This is a genomic window from Butyrivibrio proteoclasticus B316, from assembly GCF_000145035.1.
Classification (GTDB): domain Bacteria; phylum Bacillota; class Clostridia; order Lachnospirales; family Lachnospiraceae; genus Butyrivibrio; species Butyrivibrio proteoclasticus.
This window is the reverse complement of the sequence record NC_014387.1, coordinates 121,769-146,799: the sequence shown is the minus strand read 5'-3', so window position 1 is coordinate 146,799 and position 25,031 is coordinate 121,769. Positions and strand designations below refer to the sequence as shown.

The 25,031-nt window shown below is 41.9% G+C and carries 21 protein-coding genes; 1 reads left to right on the top strand and 20 read right to left on the bottom strand.

Annotated features, from left to right (window positions below; translation table 11 throughout):
- Nucleotide 1 precedes the first annotated feature (1 nt).
- The 7 genes from BPR_RS00655 to BPR_RS00625 all read right to left on the bottom strand — a co-directional run bounded on the left by BPR_RS00655 (nt 2) and on the right by BPR_RS00625 (nt 8,856).
- Nucleotides 2-1,771 carry an ammonium transporter gene (locus BPR_RS00655; protein WP_042256284.1) on the bottom strand — a complete coding sequence of 590 codons (1,770 nt, stop codon included), beginning with the start codon at nt 1,769-1,771 and terminating at the stop codon, nt 2-4.
- Between the two features lie 314 nt (nt 1,772-2,085).
- On the bottom strand, nt 2,086-2,400 hold the full coding sequence (locus tag BPR_RS00650) for a hypothetical protein (protein WP_042256282.1): 315 nt from the start codon (nt 2,398-2,400) through the stop codon (nt 2,086-2,088).
- An 82-nt stretch (nt 2,401-2,482) separates the two neighbouring features.
- Nucleotides 2,483-3,829, bottom strand: a complete 1,347-nt coding sequence (locus BPR_RS00645; protein ID WP_013279528.1) for an MATE family efflux transporter — start codon at nt 3,827-3,829, stop codon at nt 2,483-2,485.
- A 175-nt stretch (nt 3,830-4,004) separates the two neighbouring features.
- Nucleotides 4,005-5,786 carry a type 2 periplasmic-binding domain-containing protein gene (locus tag BPR_RS00640; protein ID WP_042256280.1) on the bottom strand — a complete coding sequence of 594 codons (1,782 nt, stop codon included), beginning with the start codon at nt 5,784-5,786 and terminating at the stop codon, nt 4,005-4,007.
- A gap of 68 nt (nt 5,787-5,854) precedes the next feature.
- A complete protein-coding gene (locus BPR_RS00635) occupies nt 5,855-6,859 on the bottom strand; it encodes a carbohydrate ABC transporter permease (RefSeq protein WP_013279526.1) in 1,005 nt (334 codons plus the stop codon).
- Nucleotides 6,856-7,764 carry an ABC transporter permease subunit gene (locus tag BPR_RS00630; protein ID WP_013279525.1) on the bottom strand — a complete coding sequence of 303 codons (909 nt, stop codon included), beginning with the start codon at nt 7,762-7,764 and terminating at the stop codon, nt 6,856-6,858. The genes BPR_RS00635 and BPR_RS00630 overlap by 4 nt, the downstream gene beginning before the upstream one ends.
- Before the next feature lie 51 nt (nt 7,765-7,815).
- Nucleotides 7,816-8,856 (bottom strand): LacI family DNA-binding transcriptional regulator, encoded by a 1,041-nt coding sequence (locus BPR_RS00625; protein WP_013279524.1) that lies wholly within the window; start codon nt 8,854-8,856, stop codon nt 7,816-7,818.
- A gap of 284 nt (nt 8,857-9,140) precedes the next feature.
- On the opposite strand from BPR_RS00625, the gene BPR_RS00620 reads away from it, so the two are divergent.
- Nucleotides 9,141-11,159, top strand: coding sequence for a right-handed parallel beta-helix repeat-containing protein (locus tag BPR_RS00620; protein WP_013279523.1), 2,019 nt, complete (start codon nt 9,141-9,143; stop codon nt 11,157-11,159).
- Between the two features lie 94 nt (nt 11,160-11,253).
- Here BPR_RS00620 and pflB read toward each other — a convergent pair whose 3' ends face one another.
- The 13 genes from pflB to BPR_RS00555 form a co-directional block, all read right to left on the bottom strand.
- Nucleotides 11,254-13,518 carry a formate C-acetyltransferase gene (gene pflB / locus BPR_RS00615; protein WP_013279522.1) on the bottom strand — a complete coding sequence of 755 codons (2,265 nt, stop codon included), beginning with the start codon at nt 13,516-13,518 and terminating at the stop codon, nt 11,254-11,256.
- A 408-nt stretch (nt 13,519-13,926) separates the two neighbouring features.
- Nucleotides 13,927-14,664 (bottom strand): pyruvate formate-lyase-activating protein, encoded by a 738-nt coding sequence (pflA, locus tag BPR_RS00610; protein ID WP_042256278.1) that lies wholly within the window; start codon nt 14,662-14,664, stop codon nt 13,927-13,929.
- Between the two features lie 80 nt (nt 14,665-14,744).
- Complete coding sequence (locus BPR_RS00605; protein ID WP_013279520.1) at nt 14,745-15,530, bottom strand: Crp/Fnr family transcriptional regulator; 786 nt, start codon at nt 15,528-15,530, stop codon at nt 14,745-14,747.
- A 17-nt stretch (nt 15,531-15,547) separates the two neighbouring features.
- Nucleotides 15,548-16,108 carry an NUDIX hydrolase gene (locus tag BPR_RS00600; protein ID WP_013279519.1) on the bottom strand — a complete coding sequence of 187 codons (561 nt, stop codon included), beginning with the start codon at nt 16,106-16,108 and terminating at the stop codon, nt 15,548-15,550.
- A 24-nt stretch (nt 16,109-16,132) separates the two neighbouring features.
- Nucleotides 16,133-17,290, bottom strand: coding sequence for a serine hydrolase domain-containing protein (locus tag BPR_RS00595; protein ID WP_013279518.1), 1,158 nt, complete (start codon nt 17,288-17,290; stop codon nt 16,133-16,135).
- Nucleotides 17,291-17,324: 34 nt separating this feature from the next.
- The gene (locus tag BPR_RS00590) at nt 17,325-19,118 is read right to left on the bottom strand and encodes a Na/Pi cotransporter family protein (RefSeq protein WP_013279517.1); all 1,794 of its coding nucleotides are present in this window, start codon (nt 19,116-19,118) and stop codon (nt 17,325-17,327) included.
- Between the two features lie 147 nt (nt 19,119-19,265).
- Nucleotides 19,266-20,195 (bottom strand): GNAT family N-acetyltransferase, encoded by a 930-nt coding sequence (locus BPR_RS19385; protein ID WP_013279516.1) that lies wholly within the window; start codon nt 20,193-20,195, stop codon nt 19,266-19,268.
- A gap of 168 nt (nt 20,196-20,363) precedes the next feature.
- Nucleotides 20,364-20,567 (bottom strand): hypothetical protein, encoded by a 204-nt coding sequence (locus BPR_RS00580; RefSeq protein WP_042256275.1) that lies wholly within the window; start codon nt 20,565-20,567, stop codon nt 20,364-20,366.
- Nucleotides 20,568-20,983: 416 nt separating this feature from the next.
- Entirely contained in the window at nt 20,984-21,244 is a 261-nt protein-coding gene (locus BPR_RS00575; RefSeq protein WP_013279514.1) for an HPr family phosphocarrier protein, read from the bottom strand.
- 24 nt (nt 21,245-21,268) lie between these two features.
- Nucleotides 21,269-22,216 (bottom strand): DNA-binding protein WhiA, encoded by a 948-nt coding sequence (gene whiA, locus BPR_RS00570; RefSeq protein WP_013279513.1) that lies wholly within the window; start codon nt 22,214-22,216, stop codon nt 21,269-21,271.
- A gap of 25 nt (nt 22,217-22,241) precedes the next feature.
- Nucleotides 22,242-23,117: an RNase adapter RapZ gene (rapZ, locus tag BPR_RS00565; protein ID WP_013279512.1), complete on the bottom strand. Its 876-nt coding sequence runs from the start codon at nt 23,115-23,117 to the stop codon at nt 22,242-22,244.
- 35 nt (nt 23,118-23,152) lie between these two features.
- Nucleotides 23,153-24,064 (bottom strand): UDP-N-acetylmuramate dehydrogenase, encoded by a 912-nt coding sequence (gene murB / locus BPR_RS00560; protein ID WP_013279511.1) that lies wholly within the window; start codon nt 24,062-24,064, stop codon nt 23,153-23,155.
- A gap of 20 nt (nt 24,065-24,084) precedes the next feature.
- Nucleotides 24,085-25,023 carry an ROK family glucokinase gene (locus BPR_RS00555; RefSeq protein WP_013279510.1) on the bottom strand — a complete coding sequence of 313 codons (939 nt, stop codon included), beginning with the start codon at nt 25,021-25,023 and terminating at the stop codon, nt 24,085-24,087.
- Between the last annotated feature and the right edge of the window lie 8 nt (nt 25,024-25,031).

The window sequence follows — 25,031 nt, the reverse complement described above, 5'->3', positions numbered from 1 at the left end:
TTTATTCGACGTCCGCTAAAGCAAGCGCCCCTTCTTCGCCAGTCCTGATCTTAACTACATTGTCGAGACTGTATACGAAGATCTTTCCATCTCCGATGTGGCCTGTATAAAGAGCTTTTTTAGCAGCTTCGATAACGTCCTCAACCGGGATCTTGCTGACAACAACTTCAAGCTTGATCTTGGGAAGGAGAGTGGCATCCATCTCGACTCCACGATACATTTCGCCAGAACCTTTCTGGACGCCACATCCCATGACTTGAGTAACAGTCATCCCTGTTACGCCGAGATCGTTCATAGCTCGTCTCAGCTTATCGTAGCGGGACAACTTGGCGATAATAACAACTTTATGAATACCTGATTCTGTATGTACAGGTGCAGATACAACAGGGACTGAAGCGTCTTTCTGGAAGGTGCTCGCCTCGCTGTATTCGCTGACACCAAGGTCTGTGTTTTCGTTAACTGACATCTGAAGAGTATTGGAAACATCCATGATGGCAAATCCTGAATAAGCGCTTGCAAGGCCATGCTCTGTTGAATCGAGACCAAGGATTTCTTCTTCCTCCGTAACTCTAAGTCCGAGTATTGCCCTGATAGCAAGGAATGTGATAGTGATCATAACTGCTGTCCATGCAGCTACTGCTATAAAGCCAACAAACTGAATTCCAAGGAGCTTAAATCCACCACCGTAGAAAAGGCCTGTCATCTCTTTTCCTGATGCATCTGCAATTGAGTAGCCAGGTGCTGTGTTTGTTGCAAAAAGACCTACCGCAAATGTTCCCCAGATGCCGTTAAGGCAGTGAACTGCAACTGCTCCAACAGGGTCATCAACGTGAAGCTTGTAATCAAGAAGCCATACACCAAAGCAAACAAGAAGTCCAGCTACAATACCGATAACAATTGCACCAAATGCATCTGTTACATCGCAAGGAGCTGTGATAGCAACAAGGCCAGCAAGGGAAGCGTTGAGACACATTGAAACATCCGGCTTACCATATTTGATCCATGTGAAGATCATGCATGTTACTGTTGCAAGAGCAGGTGCTATAGTTGTTGTTACGAAGATACTTCCAAGCTGTTCAATTGATGTTGCTGCGGCTCCGTTAAATCCATACCAGCCAAGCCAGAGAATGAATACACCAAGGGCTGCTGCCACAAGGTTGTGTCCAGGGAAAGCATTTACTTTTGTTACCTTTCCTGCCTTGTCTCTTTCAAACTTACCAATACGTGGTCCAAGGAAAGCTGCACCGATAAGTGCTGAGATACCTCCAACCATGTGAATTGCTGTAGAACCTGCAAAATCATGGAATCCCATCTGTGAAAGGAAGCCGCCACCCCAGATCCAGTGCGCTTCAATTGGATAGATAATTGCTGAAATAACTGCCGAGTACACACAATAGGAAATGAATTTAGTTCTCTCAGCCATTGATCCAGAAACGATTGTTGCCGTTGTTGCACAGAACACAAGGTTGAATACGAAGTTAGACCAGTCAAAATTTGCATAGTTTGTAAAGATATCAAATCCCGGTCTTCCGATAATACCTGCCATATCTTCCCCCAGAAGCAGGCCAAAACCGATAAGAATAAATACTACAGTTCCAATACAGAAATCCATCAGGTTTTTCATAATGATGTTTCCTGTATTCTTGGCTCTGGTAAAGCCTGCCTCGCACATTGCAAAACCAGCCTGCATCCAGAACACTAATGCAGCTCCAATAAGGAACCATACGCCAAATACACTACTATCTATAGCACTTAAGATTTCATCACTCATACATGTTCTCCTCTCCGCTTTGTTTAACATATTGTTATAAAAAAAGAGCAATGCGCAGGGCGCTACTATTCTGTAGCTAATGCCCCATCGCATCACTCTAAAAAGTCAATATGTAAACAACTTACTAATTGCAGCTCATAAAGCGCACTAGTCATATACCGACATATCAGGCACACCGCGGACTGCACCCGGTATAAAGGTAAGAAAAAGGCGCCTTAGAGATTCCTCTCTAAGACGCCCTTGTCTTTATGTTTATGAATTCTAGAACAACTAAAAACACATGTCAAGTATTTTTTGTATACGATAATACAATTTTATTTGATCAGGCTCAGATCACCTACAAGTGGAATCTTCTCAGTGCTGAGATTAATTGCCCTTATGATACCTATGACCATGCATACAAATACTGCAATTGCAGCAAGTCCGCATAATCTGGTTATAATTAGTGAACCTGCAATTTTATAAACAGCCCCTATGACCAGATTGAGAAGCTTAAGCGCTAGTGCCTGATTGAGGTGGAATTTAACTACCTCGTCATCCTTATCTCTGAATATAAAGCTTATGATCCAGCCAATCCATGTGATGTAGCTAAGTGCAGCAAAAAGCTTGGTGCTAGTATTACTTTTCATTTTTATCCCCTCCATAAAAACAAAAACTTTTCTACTTAATAATACATCTTAAAATTGTGGAAATAAAGCCTGTTTCACGTAATTATGCGAACACTTTTTTCCTCCAGTGGCCTCTCATATATCTGATAACACAACCGATTCCTGTGATTGCCCATGTAAGACCGTTAGTGTACCAACATCCCCAGAGTCCAACACCTGGAATTGCCATGAGAATTGTGGCAAAACCAATACGTCCTACTACCTCAATGATTCCGTTTATAAGGGCAAAGGCAGCATCTCCTACGCCGTTGAGCATACCCCTGAATACATATATAAGTCCCAGGAAGAAGTAGAAGCATCCCGTGATCCTAAGTCCTCTTGCACCAATCCTGATAGCCTCCTGATTAGGTGTAAAGAAGCCAATAATAGTCTCTCCGAAAACAAACATGATAACCAGCATAAGTGCGCTGAATATTGCAACAAGCATTACGCTCTTGATGCATCCGCTCTTTACTCTGTCGAGCTTCTTGGCACCTGCGTTCTGACCTGCAAAAGTTGATACCGCTGTTCCAAGTGATCCAAATGGCTGCTGAACAAGCTGCTCAACACGGCCTGTTGCTGTATAAGCTGCCATTACGCTGCTTCCAAAGCTGTTAACTACGCGCTGAAGAGCGACACATGAAAATGCAATAAGTGCATTCTGAAGGGCAAGAGGAATACCAAGACGTATTGCCTTGTCTATGATGTCTGTACTAACCTCCTTGTGCCTCTTCTGCAGCTGCAGATAAGGATTCTTTTTAACTCCCACAGCAATTGATCCAACCATTGCTATAGTCTGGGAAAAGACAGTAGCTATAGCAGCTCCTGCTACGCCCCAGTGAAGTCCTACTACTGTGATAAGGTCAAGTCCTATATTGATGACGCATGCTACAACCAGGAAAATAAGCGGCGTCTTACTATCTCCAAGAGCTCTTAGTATTGATGAGATCATATTGTAAGCTGCTACCAGGAAGGTCGCACCACACACTATTCTCATATATAAAAGAGCATCAGCCATACATTCCTCAGGCGTATCCATAATGGTCAGGATTGGCCTTGCAAACACAACGCTCACTATACTCATGAGTATTCCGGCTACAAGGGTAATGTAAACGGCATTTCCAACTATTTTTTTAACATATTCATCTTTTCCGGCGCCGAAATTCTGAGAGATCATGATTCCGACTCCTGCCCCCATTCCAAGGCACAGTGAAAAGAAGAGGAAGTTAACGCTTCCTACAGCTCCTATTGATGCAAGACCAAACTCGCCTCCAAACTGTCCTACTATTATCGTATCCGCAAGATTATAAAACTGCTGGAATAGATTTCCCAGCAGCATTGGAATTGTAAACTTGATCAAAAGAGCTATTTCGTTGCCCTTTGTCATGTCAGTTACATATTTTTTACCCATATATGACCATAGACTCCGTATTCTTTTAAAACCTGTTAATGTCCTCTTATTTCACTATAACATTCTTAATAATAAAAAGAAAACAGATTTCCCTTCACTTTTTCGCGAAAGGAAATCTGTCCTCGTCTTTTTTGTTTTATTATTGTTCGCGGATCAAATATCTAAGAAATAATAATTACTGAGCTGCTTTTCTTGCATCAAGCATTGGCTGATACTTCTCTGTATCAAATGCTGTAAGGTCATCCCATCCAAGACCCTTGAGCTGCTCTGTCATAGCATCCCACTGAGCTTCGAAATCAGCATCGTCCTTGGCAAATACCATTCTCCAGGAAGCGTCCTTTATTGTGTCGCCGCACTGCTTACGGATAAGGCTGATATCTGTAGAATCAATTGCAAGTGCGATGTTGATACTAGGAACAACTGTCATCATCTTGTTGTTGAGAAGGTACTCAACGTCGTCAGCTGCACCATACATTTCTGTCCATTCCTTAGTTGTCTTGGTCTGGTTCATCTCGATTGTTGATGACCACATATCTGTACCATAAGGCTCGTTTGTATCAGGGTTAATATCACAGCTTGCTACGATCCACTGGTTGATCTGGTTGTTACCATCGTTCCAGTTTCCGCCGCCCTGATCTTCAGGAACTGCAACTTCTGCTGAGAATCTGTTGATACCATCTTCTGTAAGCTTATACTTGCCGTTTTCTACAGTGTAGATAAGGCCTTCTGTACCACCATGCTGGATCTGAACTCCCTCAGGAGAAGCGTACCAGTCAAGGAACTCCATAAGTCTTGCAAAGTTCTCATCACTTACCTGTGAACCAACGCAGAGAACACGTCCATCACCATAATATGTATCAGAAGCCTGATAGAGGTTTGTATCTGCTACAGGAATCTCGATGTAGTTTGTTCCCTCTTCGCCCTTAGCAGGAGTGTTCCAGAATCCATACTGCCAGCTATACCAGAAGAGGTATACTCTCTTGTCCTGCATCTTGGAAACCATTGAGTTCCAGTCCTGTGTAGCTGAGTCAGGATCTACGAGACCGAGCTGATTAGCTTTGTAGAAGAAGTTGAGCATCTTGTAGTAAGCGCCAGCCTTGTCAGTAAGAGGAACGATAGAGTTATCTGTTCCGATAAGAACTGATCCGTTTACTTCCTGTCCATACCACTTTGTAAGCTGAGCTACGCACTCCATGTACTGGCTATCCCAGTCTTTCCAAAGGCTGATTGCATAAGCAGGATCACCCTTGTCGTTTGTAGGATGTGCTGTCTGAATGTCCTTGAGGCAGCTAAGAAGATCATCAAGGTTAGCGAGCTTAGGAGCTCCTGCCTCATTATACATATCCCATCCAATACGAGGATATGAATATACGTGAAGCTGTTTGTATGCTGTAGGACCATTGTTGTTCATCTCAAGAGGAATAGCATAAATCTTGGTTCCGTCACCCATCATTGAGTTAAACTGCTTGATCTGAGGCATGAACTTAGCAAGGTTAGGATACTGTTCAATAACATCTGTAAGGTCATGGATAAGTCCTGACTCTACGCACTCCTGAGCATCTGCGTTGTCGAGAATGATAAGATCTCCGAGAGCTCCGGCTGCGCAACGTGTCTGATAAAGAGCTGCGCCATCACCAGATACCTGAGGTGCGATGATATTCAGATCCATGTTAAATTTGTCTTTTACAATCTTGCCATACCATCCGGACTGTACACCCTGGAAGTTAGCAGCTACATTGTAAAAGTCTACAGTGTACTCAGTTGAATGATCAGCCTCTGCAGGAGCAGCCGCTGTGTCACCACTTGTAGTCTCTGTAGTGGTAGTTGTTGTCTCAGTCTTGGTCTCTGACTGAGCATTTCCCCCTGTGCTTTCTGCAGCAGTCTGTCCACAGCCTGCTACCATAGTAGCTGCCATAACTGTTGTCAGCGCGAGAGAAGCAATTTTCTTAAACTTCATTTTCTTTCCTCCTTTTTTTATAAAAACCTCTTCCTTTGTGGAAGTAATAACTAACTGTAGTGCTCTGCTCACCCTTTAACAGCACCGATCATAATTCCTTTTACGAAGTATTTCTGGAAGATTGGGTATACGAGCATGATTGGAAGAACAACCAATACTGTTATAGTCATACGGACACTTGTAGTTGTCTGTGTTGTTGCAGCTGCTGCCGCAAGGGACGAAGTACTGGTGTTGCTCTGGGCAAGTGATGCAAGCGAACTTGCCTGGTTAAGGTACTGATATAACACGAACTGAAGTGGATAAAGCTTGGTATCAGTCATGAGGAGCAATGTATCCTGGAATGCGTTCCACTGGCTTACAGCTGAGAAAATTGCTACTGTAGCCATGATAGGCTTGATAACAGGAATTATTACCTTGAAGAATACTGTAAGTACTCCGGCTCCATCCATCTCTGCCGCTTCCTGCAGCTCTTTTGGCACTGATTCCACGAAAGTCTTAGTCAGGATCAGGTTGAAAGGCGATACGATCGCTGGAAGAATATATCCCCAGAAATTGTTGGTCAGATGCATTGTCTTCATTACCAGATACCATGGGATAATACCTGCATTGAAGTACATTGTGGCAACAATCAGTCTGTACCATACCTTTCTCAGCCACATCTTTTCCTGAGTGAACATAAATCCAAGGTAAGCAGATGCAAAAACTGTAAACGCTGTTCCAAGGGTTGTTCTCAAGAGGGAAATCTTGAGGGCCTGGAATAATCCGTCAATCCTGAAGGCTGACATATAGTTGTGGAAATGAATTCCTTTTGGCCAAAAGAGAATGTCGCCCTTGGCACTTAAGTCGTTGGCACTGATTGTATTGATGATAATGTAGTAAAAAGGATACAAACACAGGAAAGCTGCTATTGAAAAAACGATATAACATATGATTTCCAGTGTACGGTCTCCAGCGCTTACTTTTATCTTGCTTTTTGATTCAACTTCTTTTTTCATGATCTCTTTCTCCAACTTCCTCTTAGCTAATGGATTCTTAAGAGATAAATCCGGTGACAGGTCTTTTCTCACTATCATAGTATGCTTTCTCCTCTGATCAGTTTGGATGAACCATTGACAATAACCAGAAGGACAACGCTTACAAGACTCTTAAGCATTGATATCGCAACTGAAACTGAGTATCCACCGCTGCCCATCGCCATGTTGTAAACATAGAGGTCAAGAACCTGGATGAACTCTTTGTTAAATGCGTTCTGGAATACGTAGTACTGCTCCATTCCGTTGTTGAGGAAGTTAGCAACGTTGATAACAAGCAGTACAAAATATGTTGGTAAAAGACTTGGTATAGTAATGTGCCATATGATCTGCATTCTATTGGCGCCATCTACTCTTGCAGCCTGCAAAAGCTCGTCATCAATACTTGCTATAGCAGCGATATACATGATGGCTGCCCATCCAAGGTTTTTCCAGGTAAGCCACAGCCACTGTGTAAACCATACGTGGTCTGACTGCTGCAGGAAAAGAATTGGCTGCTCAATCCAACCAGCTTTTAAAAGAAGGGAATTCATCATTCCTGTGCTGTTGAAGAGAGCAAATGCTATAGAATAAACCATTACCCAGCTGACAAAATTGGGAAGGGTTGTTACTGTCTGCACGAATTTGCGGAACTTAACTCCTCTGATCTCATTAAGAAATACAGCAAAGATCATAGGAAGCCAGCTTGTTCCAAGTGTAATACCGCTCATGGCGAAAGTATTCTTTAAAACCTGAACTATCTGATTGATCTTGGTCTGGCTGCTGACCAGTGATACAAACCACTTAAAGCCAACAAATGGGCTGTTTGCCAATGTCTTTGGCGGCTTGTAATCATAGAATGCGTACATCCATCCATAAAGTGGGTAATAGCAGAACAAAAGAACCAGAATAATGAATGGCAGTACCATTAAGAATAATTTGAATGAATAAACCTTTTTCTTTGTCACCCCAACTCCTCCTTTTAGTTTAACGTTAAACTAAATTGGTAAAAAAATACTTCAGACAGAATTTCTGTCTTTTAAAGTACATGGAACCTTTATTACATACGGTTCTGAATAGGCTGATCTTCCCCCGTCTTTCTTTTCAAGTCTATTCAGGATCAGCTCCGCTGACTTTTTTCCTATCTCAGCAAGTGGAAGCTCTGTTGTTGTCAGCGCCGGTCTGAAATACTGAGAAATTGCTTCGTTATCAAATCCTGCTACTGCGATTTTATCTTTTACCGCAACTTTCGCTTCATACAGGTAGTCATATACACCTCCTGCCATTCTGTCGGAAATTGCAAAGATAGCTGTAACCCCCTGTGTTAACAGCTTGGATGCTCCTTCATAACCTGATTCCCGATCCCATCTGCCATAGAACACAAGGCTTGGGTCAAAGAGAATCCCATTCTCATAAAGAGCTCTCTGATATCCCTTTAGTCGCTCAATGGTGTGAAGGTTCTCAACACGGCCGCCAACAAAACCAATTCTTTTATGTCCTGCCTTTATCAGATGGGAAACCATTTCCCAGGAGCTCTTTTCATCGTCAATTACAACCGATGGAATACCTGGCGAATCCGATAGTGCATAGCACATGACAACCGGAAGTTGGAAATCATCGCTAAATGACTTGATCACACGACAATGTCCAGCCAGATAAATGATCCCGTCAACCTGAGCAGATAGAACATCTCTGAGAACAGGCTCAAATACTGACTTATACTCCTCTTCGTCGTTGTACCAGGTATCGGACCATCTATCGTAAAGTCGCAGGTTGTAAACTGTAGCCCTATACTGCCTGCTCTCGCAATAAGCCATGATGTTCTCGATAATTGGCGGCGAAGTAAACTGCGCCAGATCTTCAGCTATGATCGCTATTGTTCTGGTTCTCTTAACTCTAAGACCTTTGGCCATATAGTTAGGGTTATAACCGGTCTTTCTAACGACCTCCATTATTCTGTTTTTGGTCTCTTCGCTAGTCTTGGCTTTGCCATTAATAACGTTGGACACTGTTGTTGCGGAAACATTGCAGATTTCCGCAATTTCCTTCAGTGTAACCATCTTTACTCCTAAGTGTCAGTTTTGTATTGGTAAATCGTTAAACACACCTTAAATATAACCTTTGCCCAAAACAATTGTCAATATATTTTGATAATTTGTCTATTAAACACAAACTATTTTTTAAACTTTTGTGCAATTTGACTTTGACAAGAGTACTAAAAAACAAATATTATAATAAATATTTATGTTTAACGTTCAACTAATTTGATAAATATTGTGCATTTATTCATAGAGTACTGGTTGCCAAGACGCCACTTGGCAGCCGGTATTCAGAAGGGAAATCTATGGTTTATTACGTTGATGCAAACGCTTTCAGAGATGGAGACGGAAGTAAAGAGCGCCCATTTAAGCATATTAATGACGCTGCCAAAGTTGCCATTGCAGGAGATGAAGTTATAGTTAAACCCGGAATCTACAGAGAACATGTTATTCCTGTAAATGCGGGAACTAAGGAATCACCAATCGTATATCGCTCAGAAGAAAAGCTTGGAGCCGTCATAACCGGAGCTGAGCCTGTTAGTGACTGGAAAAAGGTTAAGGGCACAACATGGATGGTTCGTATTAAAAACAGCATGTTTGGTGACTATAACCCTTATGTAGAGCGAGTATACGGAGACTGGTATTTTTCTCCAATCATCAGACATACAGGTTCTGTTTTCGTTAATGACAACATGATGTATGAGGCTTCTTCTCTTGATGAGTGCCAGAAAGGCAAAGGCGATCCTCTTGCCTGGGATCAGGTTGCTGCTCAGTATCTGTGGTATACAGAACAGGATGAGACAACTGATGAAACCATTCTCTACGCAAACTTCCAGGATCTTGATCCCAACAAGGAAAAGGTCGAGATCAGTGTAAGACGTAATGTATTCATGCCAACCAGAAATTATGTGGATTATATTACTGTCAGCGGCTTTAATATCAACAAAGCAGCTACAACCTGGGCTCCCCCTGCTGCCTACCAGGACGGAATGATAGGTCCTCACTGGAGCAAAGGCTGGATAATAGAAGATTGTGAAATTTACGGAAGCAGATGCTGTGGTATTTCCCTCGGCAAGTACTGCGATCCCGAAAATGATATGTATTTTTCTGTCAAACAGGTCAAGAGCCCGACTCAGATGGAGCGCGACGCTGTCTGCAGAGGTCAGTATCATGGCTGGTTAAAAGAAAAAGTTGGTCACCATATCGTAAGACGCTGCCACATTCATCACTGCGAACAGACAGGTATTGTTGGAAGAATGGGCGCTGTTTTTTCAACTATTGAAGACTGCGAAATCCACGACGTTTGTACCTCGCAGCAGCTTGGTGGTGCTGAAACTGCCGGAATCAAGCTTCACGCTGCAATTGATGTAACTATCAGAAGAAACCATATTCACCACTGTATCATGGGTGTATGGCTTGACTGGGAAGCTCAGGGTGCAAGAGTATCTCAGAACCTGATGCACGACAACTACAGGCATAATGGACTACAGGCCGCTCAGGGTGCAATGTTCTCAACTGACGTATTCATTGAAGTCGGCCACGGACCTACACTTATTGATAACAATATTCTGTTGTCACCTACATCTATAATTATTCCTAGTGAAGGAATTGCAGTTATCCACAATCTTGTACTTGGTGGATTCGGTCTCATTAACTCCGGCGTAGACAGTATTGTCAACGGACAGAGAGAGCCAAGATATACTCCTTATCATATCCGCCACAGGACTGAAGTTGCCGGCTTTATGACAATTCTTCACGGAGATGACAGGATTTATAACAACATATTTGTACAGCAGCATAAAGTTACAGACAAAAAGAAAACTCCTGCCGATGCAGAATACGAAGTTGTCGGAACCAAGCCTTTTGACATCTTTCCATCCTATGATGAGTGGATTTCTCAATTTGATTTTAGTAAGAATCCTGATATGGGTGCGCTTGCAGAAGCTCACTTTGGTCATCTCCCGGTTTGGGTTGAAGGAAATGCATACTTTGGCGGTGCTACGGTATGCAAACATGAGAAGAACAAGAATCATCTGGAAGATAAGAAGACTAAAGTTACAGTAGAAATAAAAGAGAAGAACGGAGACTGGTATCTTAAGACTAACTACGGAAAGGCGCTTTCTGATCTTGTAGACGGAATCATCACAACTGACACCCTCGGAAAGGCCTTTGAACCGGAGCAGAAGTTTGAAAATCCCGATGGAACACCTATTACTTTTGACAGAGACTATCTGGGCAATCACAGAAATGGTCAGACAATACCCGGACCTCTTGCTGTATCCTCATCCAAAGAAGTTCTTGTATGGAATAAGTTAAGCCTATAATAAAAAAGGGCAGCTATGCTATCAATAAGCATAACTGCCCTTATTATTAGTAGTGGTATTACTTGATATTACTTGATATTACTTAATAGATATATCAAAGTGCCTCGTGACATGTACGAGCGATAACGTCGAGCTGCTGCTCCTTAGTAAGGTTGATGAACTTAACAGCATATCCTGATACACGGATAGTGAAGTTAGCATACTCAGGCTTCTCAGGATGCTCCATAGCATCGATGAGCTTCTCCTTACCAAATACGTTAACGTTGAGGTGATGTGATCCCTGGTTGAAGTATCCATCAAGAACGCTAACGAGCTTGTTTGCTCTCTCTTCGTCATCGTGACCAAGAGCGTTAGGATTCATAGTCTGTGTATTTGAAATTCCATCGAGAGCGTACTCGTAAGGAATCTTAGCAACAGAGTTAAGTGAAGCAAGAAGACCGTTCTTCTCAGCACCGTATGATGGTGAAGCACCTGGTGCGAATGAAGCGAATGCAGGTCTTCCATCAGGTGTAGCACCTGTAGCCTTACCATAAACAACGTTAGATGTGATTGTAAGGATAGATGTTGTAGGCTCTGAATCACGGTATGTGTGATGCTTCTCAACCTTCTTCATGAATGTCTTAAGAAGCCATACAGCGATCTCGTCTGCTCTCTCATCATCGTTACCGTATCTTGGGAAGTCACCCTCTACCTTGTAATCTACAACAAGGCCAGACTCATCACGAACTGTTGAAACCTTAGCATACTTGATAGCTGAAAGTGAATCTACAACGTGTGAGAATCCTGCGATACCTGTAGCGAATGTACGTCTTACGTTTGTATCGATAAGAGCCATCTCAGCTGCTTCGTAGTAGTACTTGTCATGCATGTACTGGATGAGGTTGAGGATATTTACATAAAGTCCTGCAAGCCAATCCATCATGATGTCATATTTGTGCATAACTTCGTTGTAATCAAGAACCTCTGATGTAATAGGTGCCATCTCAGGTCCTACCTGCATGTGCTTGCCATCCTTAGTGAGGAACTTCTCGTCCTTACCACCGTTGATAGCGTAAAGAAGACACTTAGCAAGGTTAGCTCTAGCTCCGAAGAACTGCATCTCTTTACCAGTCTGTGTAGCAGATACGCAGCAGCAGATGCTGTAGTCATCGCCCCAGATAGGTCTCATAACATCATCGTTCTCGTACTGGATTGAAGATGTTGTAACAGAGATCTTAGCAGCATACTTCTTGAATGTTGCTGGAAGCTTAGAAGTATAAAGTACTGTAAGGTTAGGCTCTGGTGAAGGTCCCATGTTCTCAAGTGTATGAAGGAATCTGAAGTCATTCTTGGTAACCATGTGACGTCCGTCCATACCAAGTCCACCAACCTCAAGAGTAGCCCATACTGGGTCACCTGAGAAGAGGTTGTTGTATGAAGGGATACGAGCAAACTTAACCATTCTGAACTTCATTGTCATGTGGTCGATAAGCTCCTGAGCCTCAGCCTCTGTAAGTGTTCCCTCCTTAATATCTCTCTCGATATAGATGTCAAGGAATGTAGAAACACGTCCTACTGACATAGCAGCACCGTTCTGTGTCTTGATAGCTGCAAGATATCCAAAGTAAAGCCACTGAACAGCCTCTTTAGCGTTCTTAGCTGGCTGTGAAATATCAAATCCGTAAACCTCAGCCATAGCCTTCATTCCCTTGAGGGCTCTGATCTGCTCTGAGATCTCTTCTCTCTGACGAATGATGTGGTCAAGCATTGTGCCATCGCCGCAGTTGTTGTAATCTTCCTGCTTCTTGGCAATGAGGTAATCGATACCGTAAAGAGCAACTCTTCTGTAGTCGCCTACGATACGTCCACGTCCGTATGTATCTGGAAGACCTGTTACGATGTGGCTGTGTCTTGCAGCTCTCATCTCAGGTGTGTAGGCATCAAATACTGCCTGGTTGTGTGTCTTGTGGTACTCTGTAAAGATTTTATGGAACTTCTCATTTACCTTGTAACCATATGTCTCAGCAGCTTCCTCAGCCATCTTGATTCCGCCGTAAGGCATGAATGCTCTCTTAAGTGGCTTGTCTGTCTGAAGACCAACGATCTGCTCGAGATCCTTCATAGACTCGTCGATATAACCAGGGCCATAAGCTGTAAGACTAGATACAACTTCTGTCTCGCACTCAAGTACGCCGCCCTTTTCACGTTCCTGCTTCTGAAGCTCCTGAAGCTTGCCCCAGAGCTTGTTAGTAGCATCTGTAGCATCAGCAAGGAAGCTCTCATCTCCATCATATGGTGTGTAGTTGTTCTGGATGAAATCTCTTACGTTTACATCATCCAGCCAGTGGGTTCCTTTAAAACCTCTCCATGCTTCTTTCATAATATTCTCCTTTCAAACGGTAAAGTGACTATTTATGTTGAAAAAAAATCTTGTTAATTTTTTATCACTTCTTTATACCGAAGGATATATTATCATCACATGGCATACTAGACTTTGATTATAATCAAGTTTTAATTTTAATTTTATTTTTCACAAATTATTCACACTTTTTCTAAACAATCTTTTTCCCTTAATACTGCATGATAATAAGAAAGAATGTCGCTTGCGACATTCTCGCGCGAGGCGCGGATGCTTTAGCATCATTTTCATCTCGCGCCGATGCGCATCCATAGCGGAGCGTTTTTTATTTCATAGGAATGCGGAGCAATTTCCTATGAAATAAAAAAAACAGAGCGAAGTAGTCCGCAAACTACCTGCTCTGTCGATAATTTTTGTCATCTATACAGTTCACTTCTCGCCTCTGAGAATTGCTGTAGCATTAGCTACACGCTCAGCAGTTGGTGATTCTACGCCTTCGAGCTGGTATGGAATTCCAAGTGCTTCAAACTTGTGCTGTCCCATTGAATGATAAGGAAGAACTTCGATTTTCTCTACATTAGACAATTCCTCAATAAACTTTCTTGTCTTATGCAGATACTCATCATTATCTGTTATTCCAGGCACAAGTACGTGGCGAATCCAGATTGGCTTACCAATCTCAGATAAATATCTCATTCCGGCCTGAATGTTCTCATTTGGAAGGCCAGTGAGCTTTATATGCTCTTCTCTGTCTATATGCTTGATATCCACAAGAAGAAGATCTGTATATTTCATGAGTTCCTCAAATTTGCCAAAAAACTCACTGTTTCTGTCTTCATTAAAAGGCTGAAGTGCTGTATCAATGCAAGTGTTGATGCCACGCTCCTTGGCCATTTTGAAAAACTCAATCAAAAAATCAATCTGAAGAAGTGGCTCTCCACCGCTGACAGTTATTCCGCCATCTTCTCCCCAGTATCCACGATATCTCTCAGCAAAATCAAGAAGTTCCTCCGGTGTTCTCATATCATCAGACTGTGGATTCCAGGTATCTGCATTGTGACAATACTTGCACCTTAAGTTACATCCCTTTAAAAAGACTATAAATCTGATTCCGGGTCCGTCTACTGAACCAAATGTTTCTACAGAATGAATTGCTCCTTTTACCATAGTAATTCTAATATCTCTCCTATCTAACAAAAAACAAAACTACATTTCAAGATGCTCTTATTCAAACGTCATATTACAATTTACTGAGAAACATATATTTCTCTTAGGGCATCTCTGTCAATGACCTTGATCTTGGCGTGTCCTCGTCTCTCTATAAGCCCCATTTTCTCAAGTTCTCTGAGCTTACGCGATACAGTCTCCATTCTAAGACTTACACTCGCAGCAATGTCATCGAGTTTCAATACTATATCATCAGTAGGGCTTCTGTCTACCCTATACATCAAAAAGCCCGCCAGACGTGCCATTGGGTCTTTGGTAGACAGTAGCATGTTTCTCTCATTGGCGTCATGGAGTTTTTTACTGAGCAAAATAATGATATTCATTGCGGCAGTAGGGTTATCCACAACCTTGATGAAATCATCTCTGTGAATCTGGCAGATAGACGCATTAGTCAGACAAACTGCTGAATACGGGTAAACACTGCCATCAAGGAACATTCCTTCCCAGATGATATCGTGATCAGCCAGAATTGTGATTATCTGTTCTCTGCCAAGTGAGTCATATCGGCAAAGCTTAATTCTGCCTTTCCTGATAATACAGATGGAATCTACAACTTCACCCTCTCTAAAAAGATAGCTTCCCTTTTTAAGTGTTTCATGTTTGGAATGCTCCATGAGGCTTACCTGCGCATTAACAGGAAGTCCTTCCATAAGAGGTACGCTCTCTGTGCAGAATCCACCACATTCCTCACAAATATTAAGGCCGATGATTCCTTTTTTAAGTTCCTCGGCCCTGCTCTGATTCTTATATACTCCCAGATTCTTTGTCTGTATGAGATTTTGTTCGTCCTGTGTTTTTTCTCTCATATAGCTATTACCAATACTTATTCCTTAGACCACAAATAGCAGTAGGCCTGTGTTCTTGCTGCAAATGGTTCTTTTTTAAGCAGTTTTCTCACTTCTTCCCTGGTGTACCAGCCAGGTTCTATTTCCTCCAGTGTTGATGAACTCTTGGCAAAAGAGCCGGTGGCTTTTCCTACGCAGCACACATTTTTTTCATTGGAAAATCCTACTGCGCTGTAGCTCTCCCCAATCCATTCATCTATAGATACAAGGTCAAGTCCTGTCTCTTCCTTGAGTTCGCGCCTTGCGCTTTCTTCCGGTTCTTCACCGGGATCAATAAGTCCGGCAGGGAAATTGTAAACCCAGGTTCCCGGCGCCATTCTGAATTCCTTGTTTATGAGGATTTTTTCTCCAGTCTCATCATGCATGATGAGGACAACAGCATCTGCTTTTTTATTGTGGATATCTTCAAAACTACTAAGGTTAGGATTCCTGCTGATTATCTCATAGGTCTTTTTCTTGTCATCCTCAGTTCTGTAATGCAGATCATAGCGGGTAATGAACTTGCCCTGCTCTTTTTTCTCTATATATTCGAATTTCATATTACTCCTTATATTTCACGATACTCAGATTGCTCCATATACTATCTGACGAATTCCGCGGATAAAGCTGTAATCGCATCCACCTTCAATCTGCTGCATGTAAATAACTATCAGCTCTTCACTTGGATCAACAAAGAAATATGTTCCGGCTTTACCATCCCAGCCATATTCTCCGATACTTCCGTTAGATGAAGCCATAGCAGGATCTGTCAGTATTCTGAAGTAATTGCCATAGTTGTAGCCAAGGCACCCGTTCATATCCCAGAACTGGCCCTGAATACCTGATGGCAGCTGTGGAGTAGTCATAAAGGAAAGTGTCTTTTTACCAATCAGCTCTTTGCCGTGATATGAGCCCTTGTTGAGGAGCATCTGAGCGAAATGAGCATAATCATTTGCAGTAGAATAAAGGCCTGATCCGCCCATCTCAAACCAAGGCATGGATGTTGGATTCTCCATTTCCATGCGTCTTTTTACATCATCTTCTGCTCTTACAACTTTGCCTGTTTTATCTCTTCTATAGAGAACTGCCTGTCTGAAGGCCTTGCTCTCATCGATCCAGAACCCTGTATCCTCCATATTAAGAGGTGTAAAGATTTCTTTTTTCAAAAATTCCGAGTACTTCTTGCCTGTGATAACTTCTATGACTCCGGCCATGATATCGGCTGAATGCCCATACCTGAATCCGCTTCCAGGTTCAAAGGCAAGATAACCTTCTGCCAGCTTGTTGCACACGTCCACATTACTTCTAAGGATTCCAGACTGTCTCTGAGTCTTGGCCTCCTTATATACTCTGGTCATTGATCTCTCAGCTTCGCCAAAGTCTCCTGAATAAACGATTCCGGATGTCATATTCAAAAGGTCTTTGATAGTAATTGGATTAACCGCCTTGGTGATTCCCTCAGGTGATGCCACTTTACACTCAGCAAAAGCGGGAAGATAGTCTGAAACCTTGCTCATAAGGTCCAGTTCTCCGCGCTCATAGAGGATCATAGCCGCAACCGAAGTAATAGGCTTGGTCATGCTAAAGAGTTTATAAATGCTATCCTCTCTGTCAGGCTCATAGTGATTCTCATAAACTCTTTTACCATTGTGTTCAACGAGAATCGTAGCGCCCTGTAATCTCCCTTTTTCACGCTGGTTCTCAATAAGAGTGTCCAATCGGCCCAGCTTTCTTATATTCATTAACTAATCCACCTCATTACATCTTTTAAACTAATTAGAACTTAACTGAAGGCAACATGTACTTTCTCTCATAGAAGTCAACTGCCTGTTCAAATCCGTCACTCTTTTCTCTCTTGAGTGTTTCGAGATACTCATGAGCATCGTAGAGGTCCTCATCAACCTCAATAATTCCTACTGCAATATTACTGCAGTGATCTGCAATTCGCTCAAAATCTGTTCCAATATCAGACAGATCAAAGCCTTGCTCGATAGTACATTTACCCTTGCGAAGTCTTCTTACATGGCGGCGTTTAACCTCCATATTGATTCCATCGATTGTCTCTTCAAGAGGCTCGATTGTCTTGGCAAGGTTCACATCCTGCTCGGCAAAAGATCTGATGGCAAGGTCCATGATCTCTTTTACCGCAGAAGCAAAGATATCCATTTCTGTCTGGGCCTTGGGCGAGAATGATCTCTTTCCATCGCTCATTCCCTTGGCCTTCTCTGAAATATTAAGGGCGTGGTCACTGATACGCTCATAGTCTGTTATGCAATGCAGCAAAAGAGATAAGGTATGGCTGTCAGCTTCGCCCAAATGATGGGAGTTTATCTTCATAAGATATGTTCCAAGCTGGTCTTCATAGCTATCAATCTTACGCTCAAGGTGCTCAACTTCATCAGCAACTTCCTGATTATAATCTGTGATCAGGTCTATTGCCTTATTAAGGGCATCCTGAGACATATTAGCCATTGTGATAGCAGCCAGACGAGCCTGTTCAAGAGCAAATGGAGGGTTTGAAAGGAATCTTGGGTCCAGTGTACGGATTCCCTGCTGTTCTTCCTGTTCCTTTTTCTCTTTTTCATCGATAGGAATAGTCTTAAGTGCAAGGTTGACAAGGAGCTGTGCAAACGGAAGCATAAGTGGTGTAGCCACGAGGTTTACAAGAGTATGTATTCCGGCAATTCCAACCATGCCAATCTTATCGTCCATGAAATCAAAGTGAACTATGGCATTAAGTGCATAGAATATGATCATGAAAAGAGATGCCTTGATGATGTTGAAGTACAAATGCATAAGGGCAGTTCTCTTACCGTTCTTGTTTGCTCCAAGAGATGAAAGAATAGCTGTGATACATGTACCAACCTCAGCACCGATGACTACAGGAATAGCCATGCTGTACTTGACTTTAACAGAAAGAGACAAAGCCTGCAGAACACCGATTGTTCCGGCTGAGCTCTGAATGATCATTGTGAAAAGAATACCTACAAGAAATCCAATAATAGGATTACTGAAGGTTGTAAGGATTGCCTTGAATGAATCTACGTCTTTAAGGGGTGACACTGCGCTGGACATAGAACTCATACCAAACATAAGAACTGAGAATCCAAGAAGGATGGTTCCTACATTTTTCTTTTTCTCAGTCTTGCCGAACATATAAAGGCCAATACCTATAAGTGCAAGGAAAGGCGTAAATGATGCAGGTTTGAGTAAATTTATTATAAAGTTATCACTGCTGATTGCATTTAAAGACAAGAGCCAGGCCGTAAATGTTGTACCAAGGTTAGCACCAAGGATAACGCTGACTGCCTGCTTAAGAGTCATGATTCCTGAATTAACAAGACCAACAACCATTACGGTTGATGCTGATGAAGACTGAACCAGAGCGGTTACTCCCACTCCGAATAAATATGCGATTACTGCGTGTTTGGTAACTTTGGCAAGAACACTTTCAAGCTTGCCTCCGGCCATCTTGGTAAGTCCGCCGCTCATGACATTCATTCCATACAGGAACATGGCAAGACCACCTACTAACCCCGCAACCAGGCTGAACATTTCTAATGAACTCATTTTACCTCCGTATAGACATTCTCCCCTGAGAAGGACATCCTCTCAATGCCTATTTTTCAATATTATTTCTACTGTTACAGCTAATATATTACAGTATTAACCTAAAAATTGCCATAAAATTTGATTCAAAACAATTTTATTTTTTGATTACAGCCTGATTTCAAACTTGAGATATTCTCCGTATTTTCCCTGACTTAGTCTTATATCTGTGTTATCTTCGGTTCCCTGATAACTATGTCCATATATATTTTCTTCAACTCTGACCACATCTTCCTGATGAAATCCTAGTCTTTTACATAGTCTGATTGAAACTTCATTTTCTTTTTTAACCAGGGCCTGGACATTTTCAAGGCACAGAACCTTTTTACCATATTCGAGTATTGCCTTGCAGGCTTCATAAGCATATCCTTGCCTCTGGTACTCTTTACCTATGAGAAATCCTAGCTCTATGTTGTCAAATCCGTTCCTGATAGAATATCCTGCCCGGCCTATGACGGTATTATCTTCTGCTCTGACAACTGTCCACACACCAAAGCCCATAAGTCCATATACTTTCTCGATGTAGTCCTTTTGATAGCGTTTCTCATCCTCCGGATTTTCAAAAAGACCTTCCATATATTTGGTCATCTCAGGCTCGCGATATAATCTGTAGAATTCATCTACATCTTCTATGGTGGTCTCGCGGATAATGAGTCTGTCAGTCCTTATTACTTCCCAGGGATCACCTGCGTATCTCTGATATGCTTTGACAAAAGAGTCTTCGTCGACCTCTCCTATATCTTCAAAAACATATTTAAGTCCGTCAAATTTCTCATCTTTATTGGTGGAATAAATAGCACCGATGCAGTAGTATCCTTTGCCCGTTAGTTTTAGAGCATCAGCATTACTGTCGCATACGATAAGTGTATTCTTTTTACCTGCAGCTTTTATCTTGGAATATGAGGCGTCATCTGCCTCTAAGAGTTTAATATTATATCCACAGTCCTCAAGGTATTGTCCACAACTGACAACCTCTGCCAGGACCTTATTATCTGAAATCGAATTTTTGGAAAGTGAAAAAATGATGTTTTTAAGCAAGTTATGATCCTCAAACTAATAGAAATACGTATTACAACTCTATTATAGTACATGGAACCTGGATTTCATATCACAAGAAAGCATGTTGCATTTATGCAACATTTATCATGAAAAAAGGTCGGCATGCCGGAGAATTCCGACCCGTCGACCTTTCGAAAGTACATATTATTATGATACAGAATGATTTTCTACTATCTGATTCTGAGATTTTGTGATCACCATAGCTTCATTCATAAGCTTCATGAGCTCAAGCGCACTCCTGAAGGCAATGCTTTTATTTTCATCCGCCCACGTGAGTTTTCCTTGCCAGGTCTCATTCTGACAGCGTTCAATCTTTATTACAAAAGTTCCCTTTTCTCCATTATTTTTCATCGAATTCGTCCTCAAATCCCGGATAAAGGCTATCGCCATTTCAGCTATGAATTCATTCTATTATGTATATTATTGCTGTCACTATGCATATTTTATACTTTATTTTGCCATTTGAATATACGAAAATGCACAATAGATATAAATCTTTTATTACCGAAATATTAAAAAGATATAAACAAAAATAAGACTTCTGGTCATGACTTTTTATTTCATCCAGAAGTCTCATGTTCATAATTTGTTTACAATTAATTAAAAGAATGGTTACTCAGAATCATCTTTTAGACATATCCTCTTGTTAATATAATATTGTCAGATGAGTTAAGACAATACCAATTTTAAAAACTTTTTCATAATATGCCAGGTAAGGAAGCTTACCTGGCATCCTCCCTTTTATAGGGCTTTTTTTATGTCTAAAATTACTTGATATTTCCCTGAAGGAAATTCTCCATGTCTGCAACAGCTAATTCTTCATCAGAACCTTCAGCTATAACTGTTACATTTTCGCCTGAGTTAAGTGTCAGAGTCATCATACCCATGATACTCTTAGCGTTAACCTTTTTGGACTGCGCCTCAATATGAACAGTACTATCATATTTACTTGCAAGCTGAACAAGTTCAGCAACAGGTCTAGCCTCAAGTCCTCTTGGCAACTTAATTTCGATAGATTTTGTGATCATAATTCCCCTCCTGAATCTAATCCGTTACTTTCCCTTTAACTTATCTGCGAGTTCACTTAGTTTCCTAAGCCTATGATTAACTCCCGATTTACCAACTTCCGGATCCAGAAATCTGCCTAGTTCCAAAAGAGTTGAATCTGGATGTTCAAGCCTGACTTCTGCCATTTCCCTGAGGTTCACTGGTAAATTCTCAAAACCGTAATGGTCTCTCAAATATGTGATGTCCTCAATCTGCTTGGTAGCAGCATTGACAGTTTTGGTGATGTTAGCAACTTCACAATTAACTCTTCTGTTAATCGAGTTGCGCATTTCCTTGACAATTCGAAGATTCTCAAGATTCATGAGACTAACCGGAGCTTCCATTATATTAAGAAGATCAACAATTCCTGCGCCTTCCTTAATATATAGTACATAATACTTCTTCCTGCGGACTATCATCGCCTTGATATCAAAAGATTCTATCATCTCCTGAAGGTTCTCTGCCTGCTGCCTTCGGTCGCAGACGTATTCAAGATGATAACCTTTGTTAGGATCACTGATGGATCCAAGACACATAAATGAGTCTCTTAGGAAGGCTCTCTTGCAACAGGAATTTCTAGTTACCTGCGGGCTCATCCCATCGCTGATATCCCTTATGTGGCCTTCTGTATCTATCATTCTGATTGCTCCAAGAACAGAATGTAAATCCTTGCCATCAACTATAACAGGCCTGTAAATACGCCCATTTTCCTTGATATTAGGGACATCCTCCAAAATGCTAGTTCCTATATTAAATGCTTTTCGTAATAATGTAAAGAACTTTCTAACCACCAGCGGGTTGTCATCCTGCAAATAAAGCGCTAGTTTCCCATCTTCGCCGGCTCTTATGAATCCAGCACCATCTATTATGGCTGCTATCTCAGCCAGCTGACAATGTCTCGACGACCCGATATGTTTAGATAGTTCCTCTTTTACTTCAAGAGAAAAAGACATATGTCAATACTCCATATGTTCTAAATTATTTAGCCTGTTTAACATCTCTGTGCAACAGCTTTAATCCATAGTTTCCGTCAGCGTTCCTAAGTCGGTCATATAGTTCGTTGGCAATTGTCACGCTTCTATGCTGACCACCGGTACAACCGATTCCTACAACAAGCTGATACTTTCCTTCCTGTACATATCCCGGTATCAGGAACTGTAGCATATCTGTCAGCTTATCCAGGAATTCTCCACAGGCAGGGAAACTCTTAACATAATCCTGAACTCCCTTATCATTTCCTGTCTGATGCTTGTACTCATCAATATAAAAAGGATTCGGGAGGAATCTTACATCAAATACCAGATCTGCATCCGCCGGAATTCCATACTTAAAGCCAAATGACAGAATCGTAACCATCAAAGAATTGTAGCTCTCATTTTTGACAAAGATCCTGTCCAGTTCTTCCTTGAGCTCTCTAGTGAGAAGATTTGATGAGTCAATAACATAATCTGCTCTCTTCTTGACTTCAGCCAGAACAGCTCTTTCCTTGGCAATACCAACTTCTATCCTGTTACCAACGTCATTAACATTCATAGGATGAACACGTCTGGTTTCTTTATATCTCTTAATGAGAACCTGATCACTGCAGTCCATGAAAAGAACTTCCGTAGGAATGCCCTTTTCCTTCATCGCATCGATCATTCCGGCTACTTCTTCAAAGGCCTGGCCTGCTCTTGCATCTATTCCCAGAACAACTTTGCTGATTTCGTTATCAGGCATAGTGATAAGCTCTGAAAATTTCTCAATAAGAGAAACCGGGAGATTATCTACGCAGTAATAACCTGCATCCTCAAGCATATGAATAGCTGTTGACTTACCGCCACCACTCATTCCTGTTACAATGACAAATCTCATTTCCTATGACCCTTCTTCTTTATAATTATAAGGTTTTAGAACTTACCAAGTAAGATTACTTCCGGTTCAAGCCTGACTCCGAATTTTTCATATACAGTATTCTGCACATTGAGAATAAGTGTATAAATGTCCTTGGATGTAGCTTCACCTTTATTGATAACAAATCCGCAGTGTTTGTCAGATACCATTGCTCCGCCTACAGTATACCCGCGAAGGCCTGAATCCTCAATAAGTTTGCCGGCAAAATAGCCTTCTGGCCTCTTAAAAGTAGATCCGGCACTTGGATATTCAAGTGGCTGCTTCTCTTTTCTCTTAAGAGCAAGTTCATTCATCTGGGCAGAAATCTCATCCTTATCCCCCTTCTCAAGTTCCAGAAGAGCTGATATAACAATGAAATCCTTACCTTTTAATGCACTTGTTCTGTAATCAAATCTGAGTGCCTCATTATCAAGTCTGATGATCTCGCCCTGTGGAGAAAGAGCTCTGACCTCTTTGACAATGAGCTTCATTTCTCCGCCATAAGCTCCGGCATTCATTATGACTGCTCCGCCAAGGCTTCCGGGAATTCCTGCTGCAAACTCAAATCCTGTAAGAGAATTGTCCCTTGCAAATGCAGCTATTGCAGAATTCTTAACACCCGCTTCCGCATAAATCGTTTTTTCGTCTTCTAATCTTATATCGGTAAATTTATCTGTAGATATGATAGCTCCGTCATACCCTTTATCAGATACAAGAAGGTTACTTCCATTTCCCAGGATAAAGTAGGAAACTTCTGCCCTTTTGAGGAGGGCTACAACCTTTTTAAGCTGTTCCAGGCTATCAGGCCTTATAAACAAGCTTGCAGGCCCACCAGTTTTAAATGTGGTGTGCCTGCTCATCTTCTCGTTAATATTCATTTCCAGATCACTATCGATCTGCTTAAGTGCTTCTATAATATCGTGATTCAAAAGAATAAAACTCCCATTTATTAATACAACAGCATCTTGGCCGCGCCATATACTCCGGCGTCATTTCCAAGCTTAGCAAGAGCAAACTTGACATCCTTGCAGCCAGGGAATACATATTTCTCAAAGCTTGGCTTCAGGAGATCAAAGAGCATCTCTCCGGCTCTTGATACGCCGCCACCAAGAACAATGATCTCAGGGTTAACAACGCTTGCTGTAATAGCAATTCCTTTTCCAAGGTAATATCCATATTTTTCAGCAATCTGAAGAGCAACCTTATCACCCTTCTTGGCTTCATCGAATACATCCTTGCACTGGAAATTATCAATATGTCTAAGCGCGCTGTCTTCGTCTGTTGCCGCAAGAATTCTCCTGGCAAGTCTTACAGCTCCTGTTGCGCTTGCGTACTGCTCAAAACAGCCGTGGTTACCGCATCCGCATGCATCAGGCTCTTCATCCTCAAGATGAATATGACCAATTTCTCCGCCTGATCCCTTAGAACCGGCAAGAATCTTACCTTCGTTGATGATTCCTCCGCCAACACCTGTTCCAAGTGTTACGAGAAGCATGTTCTGATAGCCGCGTCCGCCGCCCTTCCAGGCTTCGCCGAGAGCTGCTACGTTTGCATCATTACCGGCTTTTACAGGAAGCTTTAACTTGGAATGAAGCTCGTTAACAACATTGAGATTCTCCCATCCAAGGTTTACAGCCTGATAGCACAGACCATCTACATTAACAGCACCAGGAACACCAATTCCTGCACCGATTACTTCTGAGTCATCGATTCCTCTTTCGTTCATCTTGGCTCTGATTGCATCTGCAACATCCGCAAGGATAAACTCTCCATTGTTCTCAGTTCTGGTAGGAACTTCCCAGAAATCTACCTTCTCGCCACCTTCTGTCAACAGTCCGATCTTGGCAGTTGTTCCGCCTAAATCTATTCCGAATACGTATCTAGCCACTTTTATGT

Excerpts from the sequence above, each read along its gene's own strand:
- BPR_RS00655 (WP_042256284.1), bottom strand. The coding sequence starts at position 1,771 with ATGAGTGATGAAATCTTAAGTGCTATAGATAGTAGTGTATTTGGCGTA.
- BPR_RS00650 (WP_042256282.1), bottom strand. The coding sequence starts at position 2,400 with ATGAAAAGTAATACTAGCACCAAGCTTTTTGCTGCACTTAGCTACATC.
- BPR_RS00645 (WP_013279528.1), bottom strand. The coding sequence starts at position 3,829 with ATGGGTAAAAAATATGTAACTGACATGACAAAGGGCAACGAAATAGCT.
- BPR_RS00640 (WP_042256280.1), bottom strand. The coding sequence starts at position 5,786 with ATGAAGTTTAAGAAAATTGCTTCTCTCGCGCTGACAACAGTTATGGCA.
- BPR_RS00635 (WP_013279526.1), bottom strand. The coding sequence starts at position 6,859 with ATGATAGTGAGAAAAGACCTGTCACCGGATTTATCTCTTAAGAATCCA.
- BPR_RS00625 (WP_013279524.1), bottom strand. The coding sequence starts at position 8,856 with ATGGTTACACTGAAGGAAATTGCGGAAATCTGCAATGTTTCCGCAACA.
- BPR_RS00620 (WP_013279523.1), top strand. The coding sequence starts at position 9,141 with ATGGTTTATTACGTTGATGCAAACGCTTTCAGAGATGGAGACGGAAGT.
- pflB (WP_013279522.1), bottom strand. The coding sequence starts at position 13,518 with ATGAAAGAAGCATGGAGAGGTTTTAAAGGAACCCACTGGCTGGATGAT.
- pflA (WP_042256278.1), bottom strand. The coding sequence starts at position 14,664 with ATGGTAAAAGGAGCAATTCATTCTGTAGAAACATTTGGTTCAGTAGAC.
- BPR_RS00605 (WP_013279520.1), bottom strand. The coding sequence starts at position 15,530 with ATGAGAGAAAAAACACAGGACGAACAAAATCTCATACAGACAAAGAAT.
- BPR_RS00600 (WP_013279519.1), bottom strand. The coding sequence starts at position 16,108 with ATGAAATTCGAATATATAGAGAAAAAAGAGCAGGGCAAGTTCATTACC.
- BPR_RS00595 (WP_013279518.1), bottom strand. The coding sequence starts at position 17,290 with ATGAATATAAGAAAGCTGGGCCGATTGGACACTCTTATTGAGAACCAG.
- BPR_RS00590 (WP_013279517.1), bottom strand. The coding sequence starts at position 19,118 with ATGAGTTCATTAGAAATGTTCAGCCTGGTTGCGGGGTTAGTAGGTGGT.
- BPR_RS00580 (WP_042256275.1), bottom strand. The coding sequence starts at position 20,567 with ATGAAAAATAATGGAGAAAAGGGAACTTTTGTAATAAAGATTGAACGC.
- BPR_RS00575 (WP_013279514.1), bottom strand. The coding sequence starts at position 21,244 with ATGATCACAAAATCTATCGAAATTAAGTTGCCAAGAGGACTTGAGGCT.
- whiA (WP_013279513.1), bottom strand. The coding sequence starts at position 22,216 with ATGTCTTTTTCTCTTGAAGTAAAAGAGGAACTATCTAAACATATCGGG.
- rapZ (WP_013279512.1), bottom strand. The coding sequence starts at position 23,117 with ATGAGATTTGTCATTGTAACAGGAATGAGTGGTGGCGGTAAGTCAACA.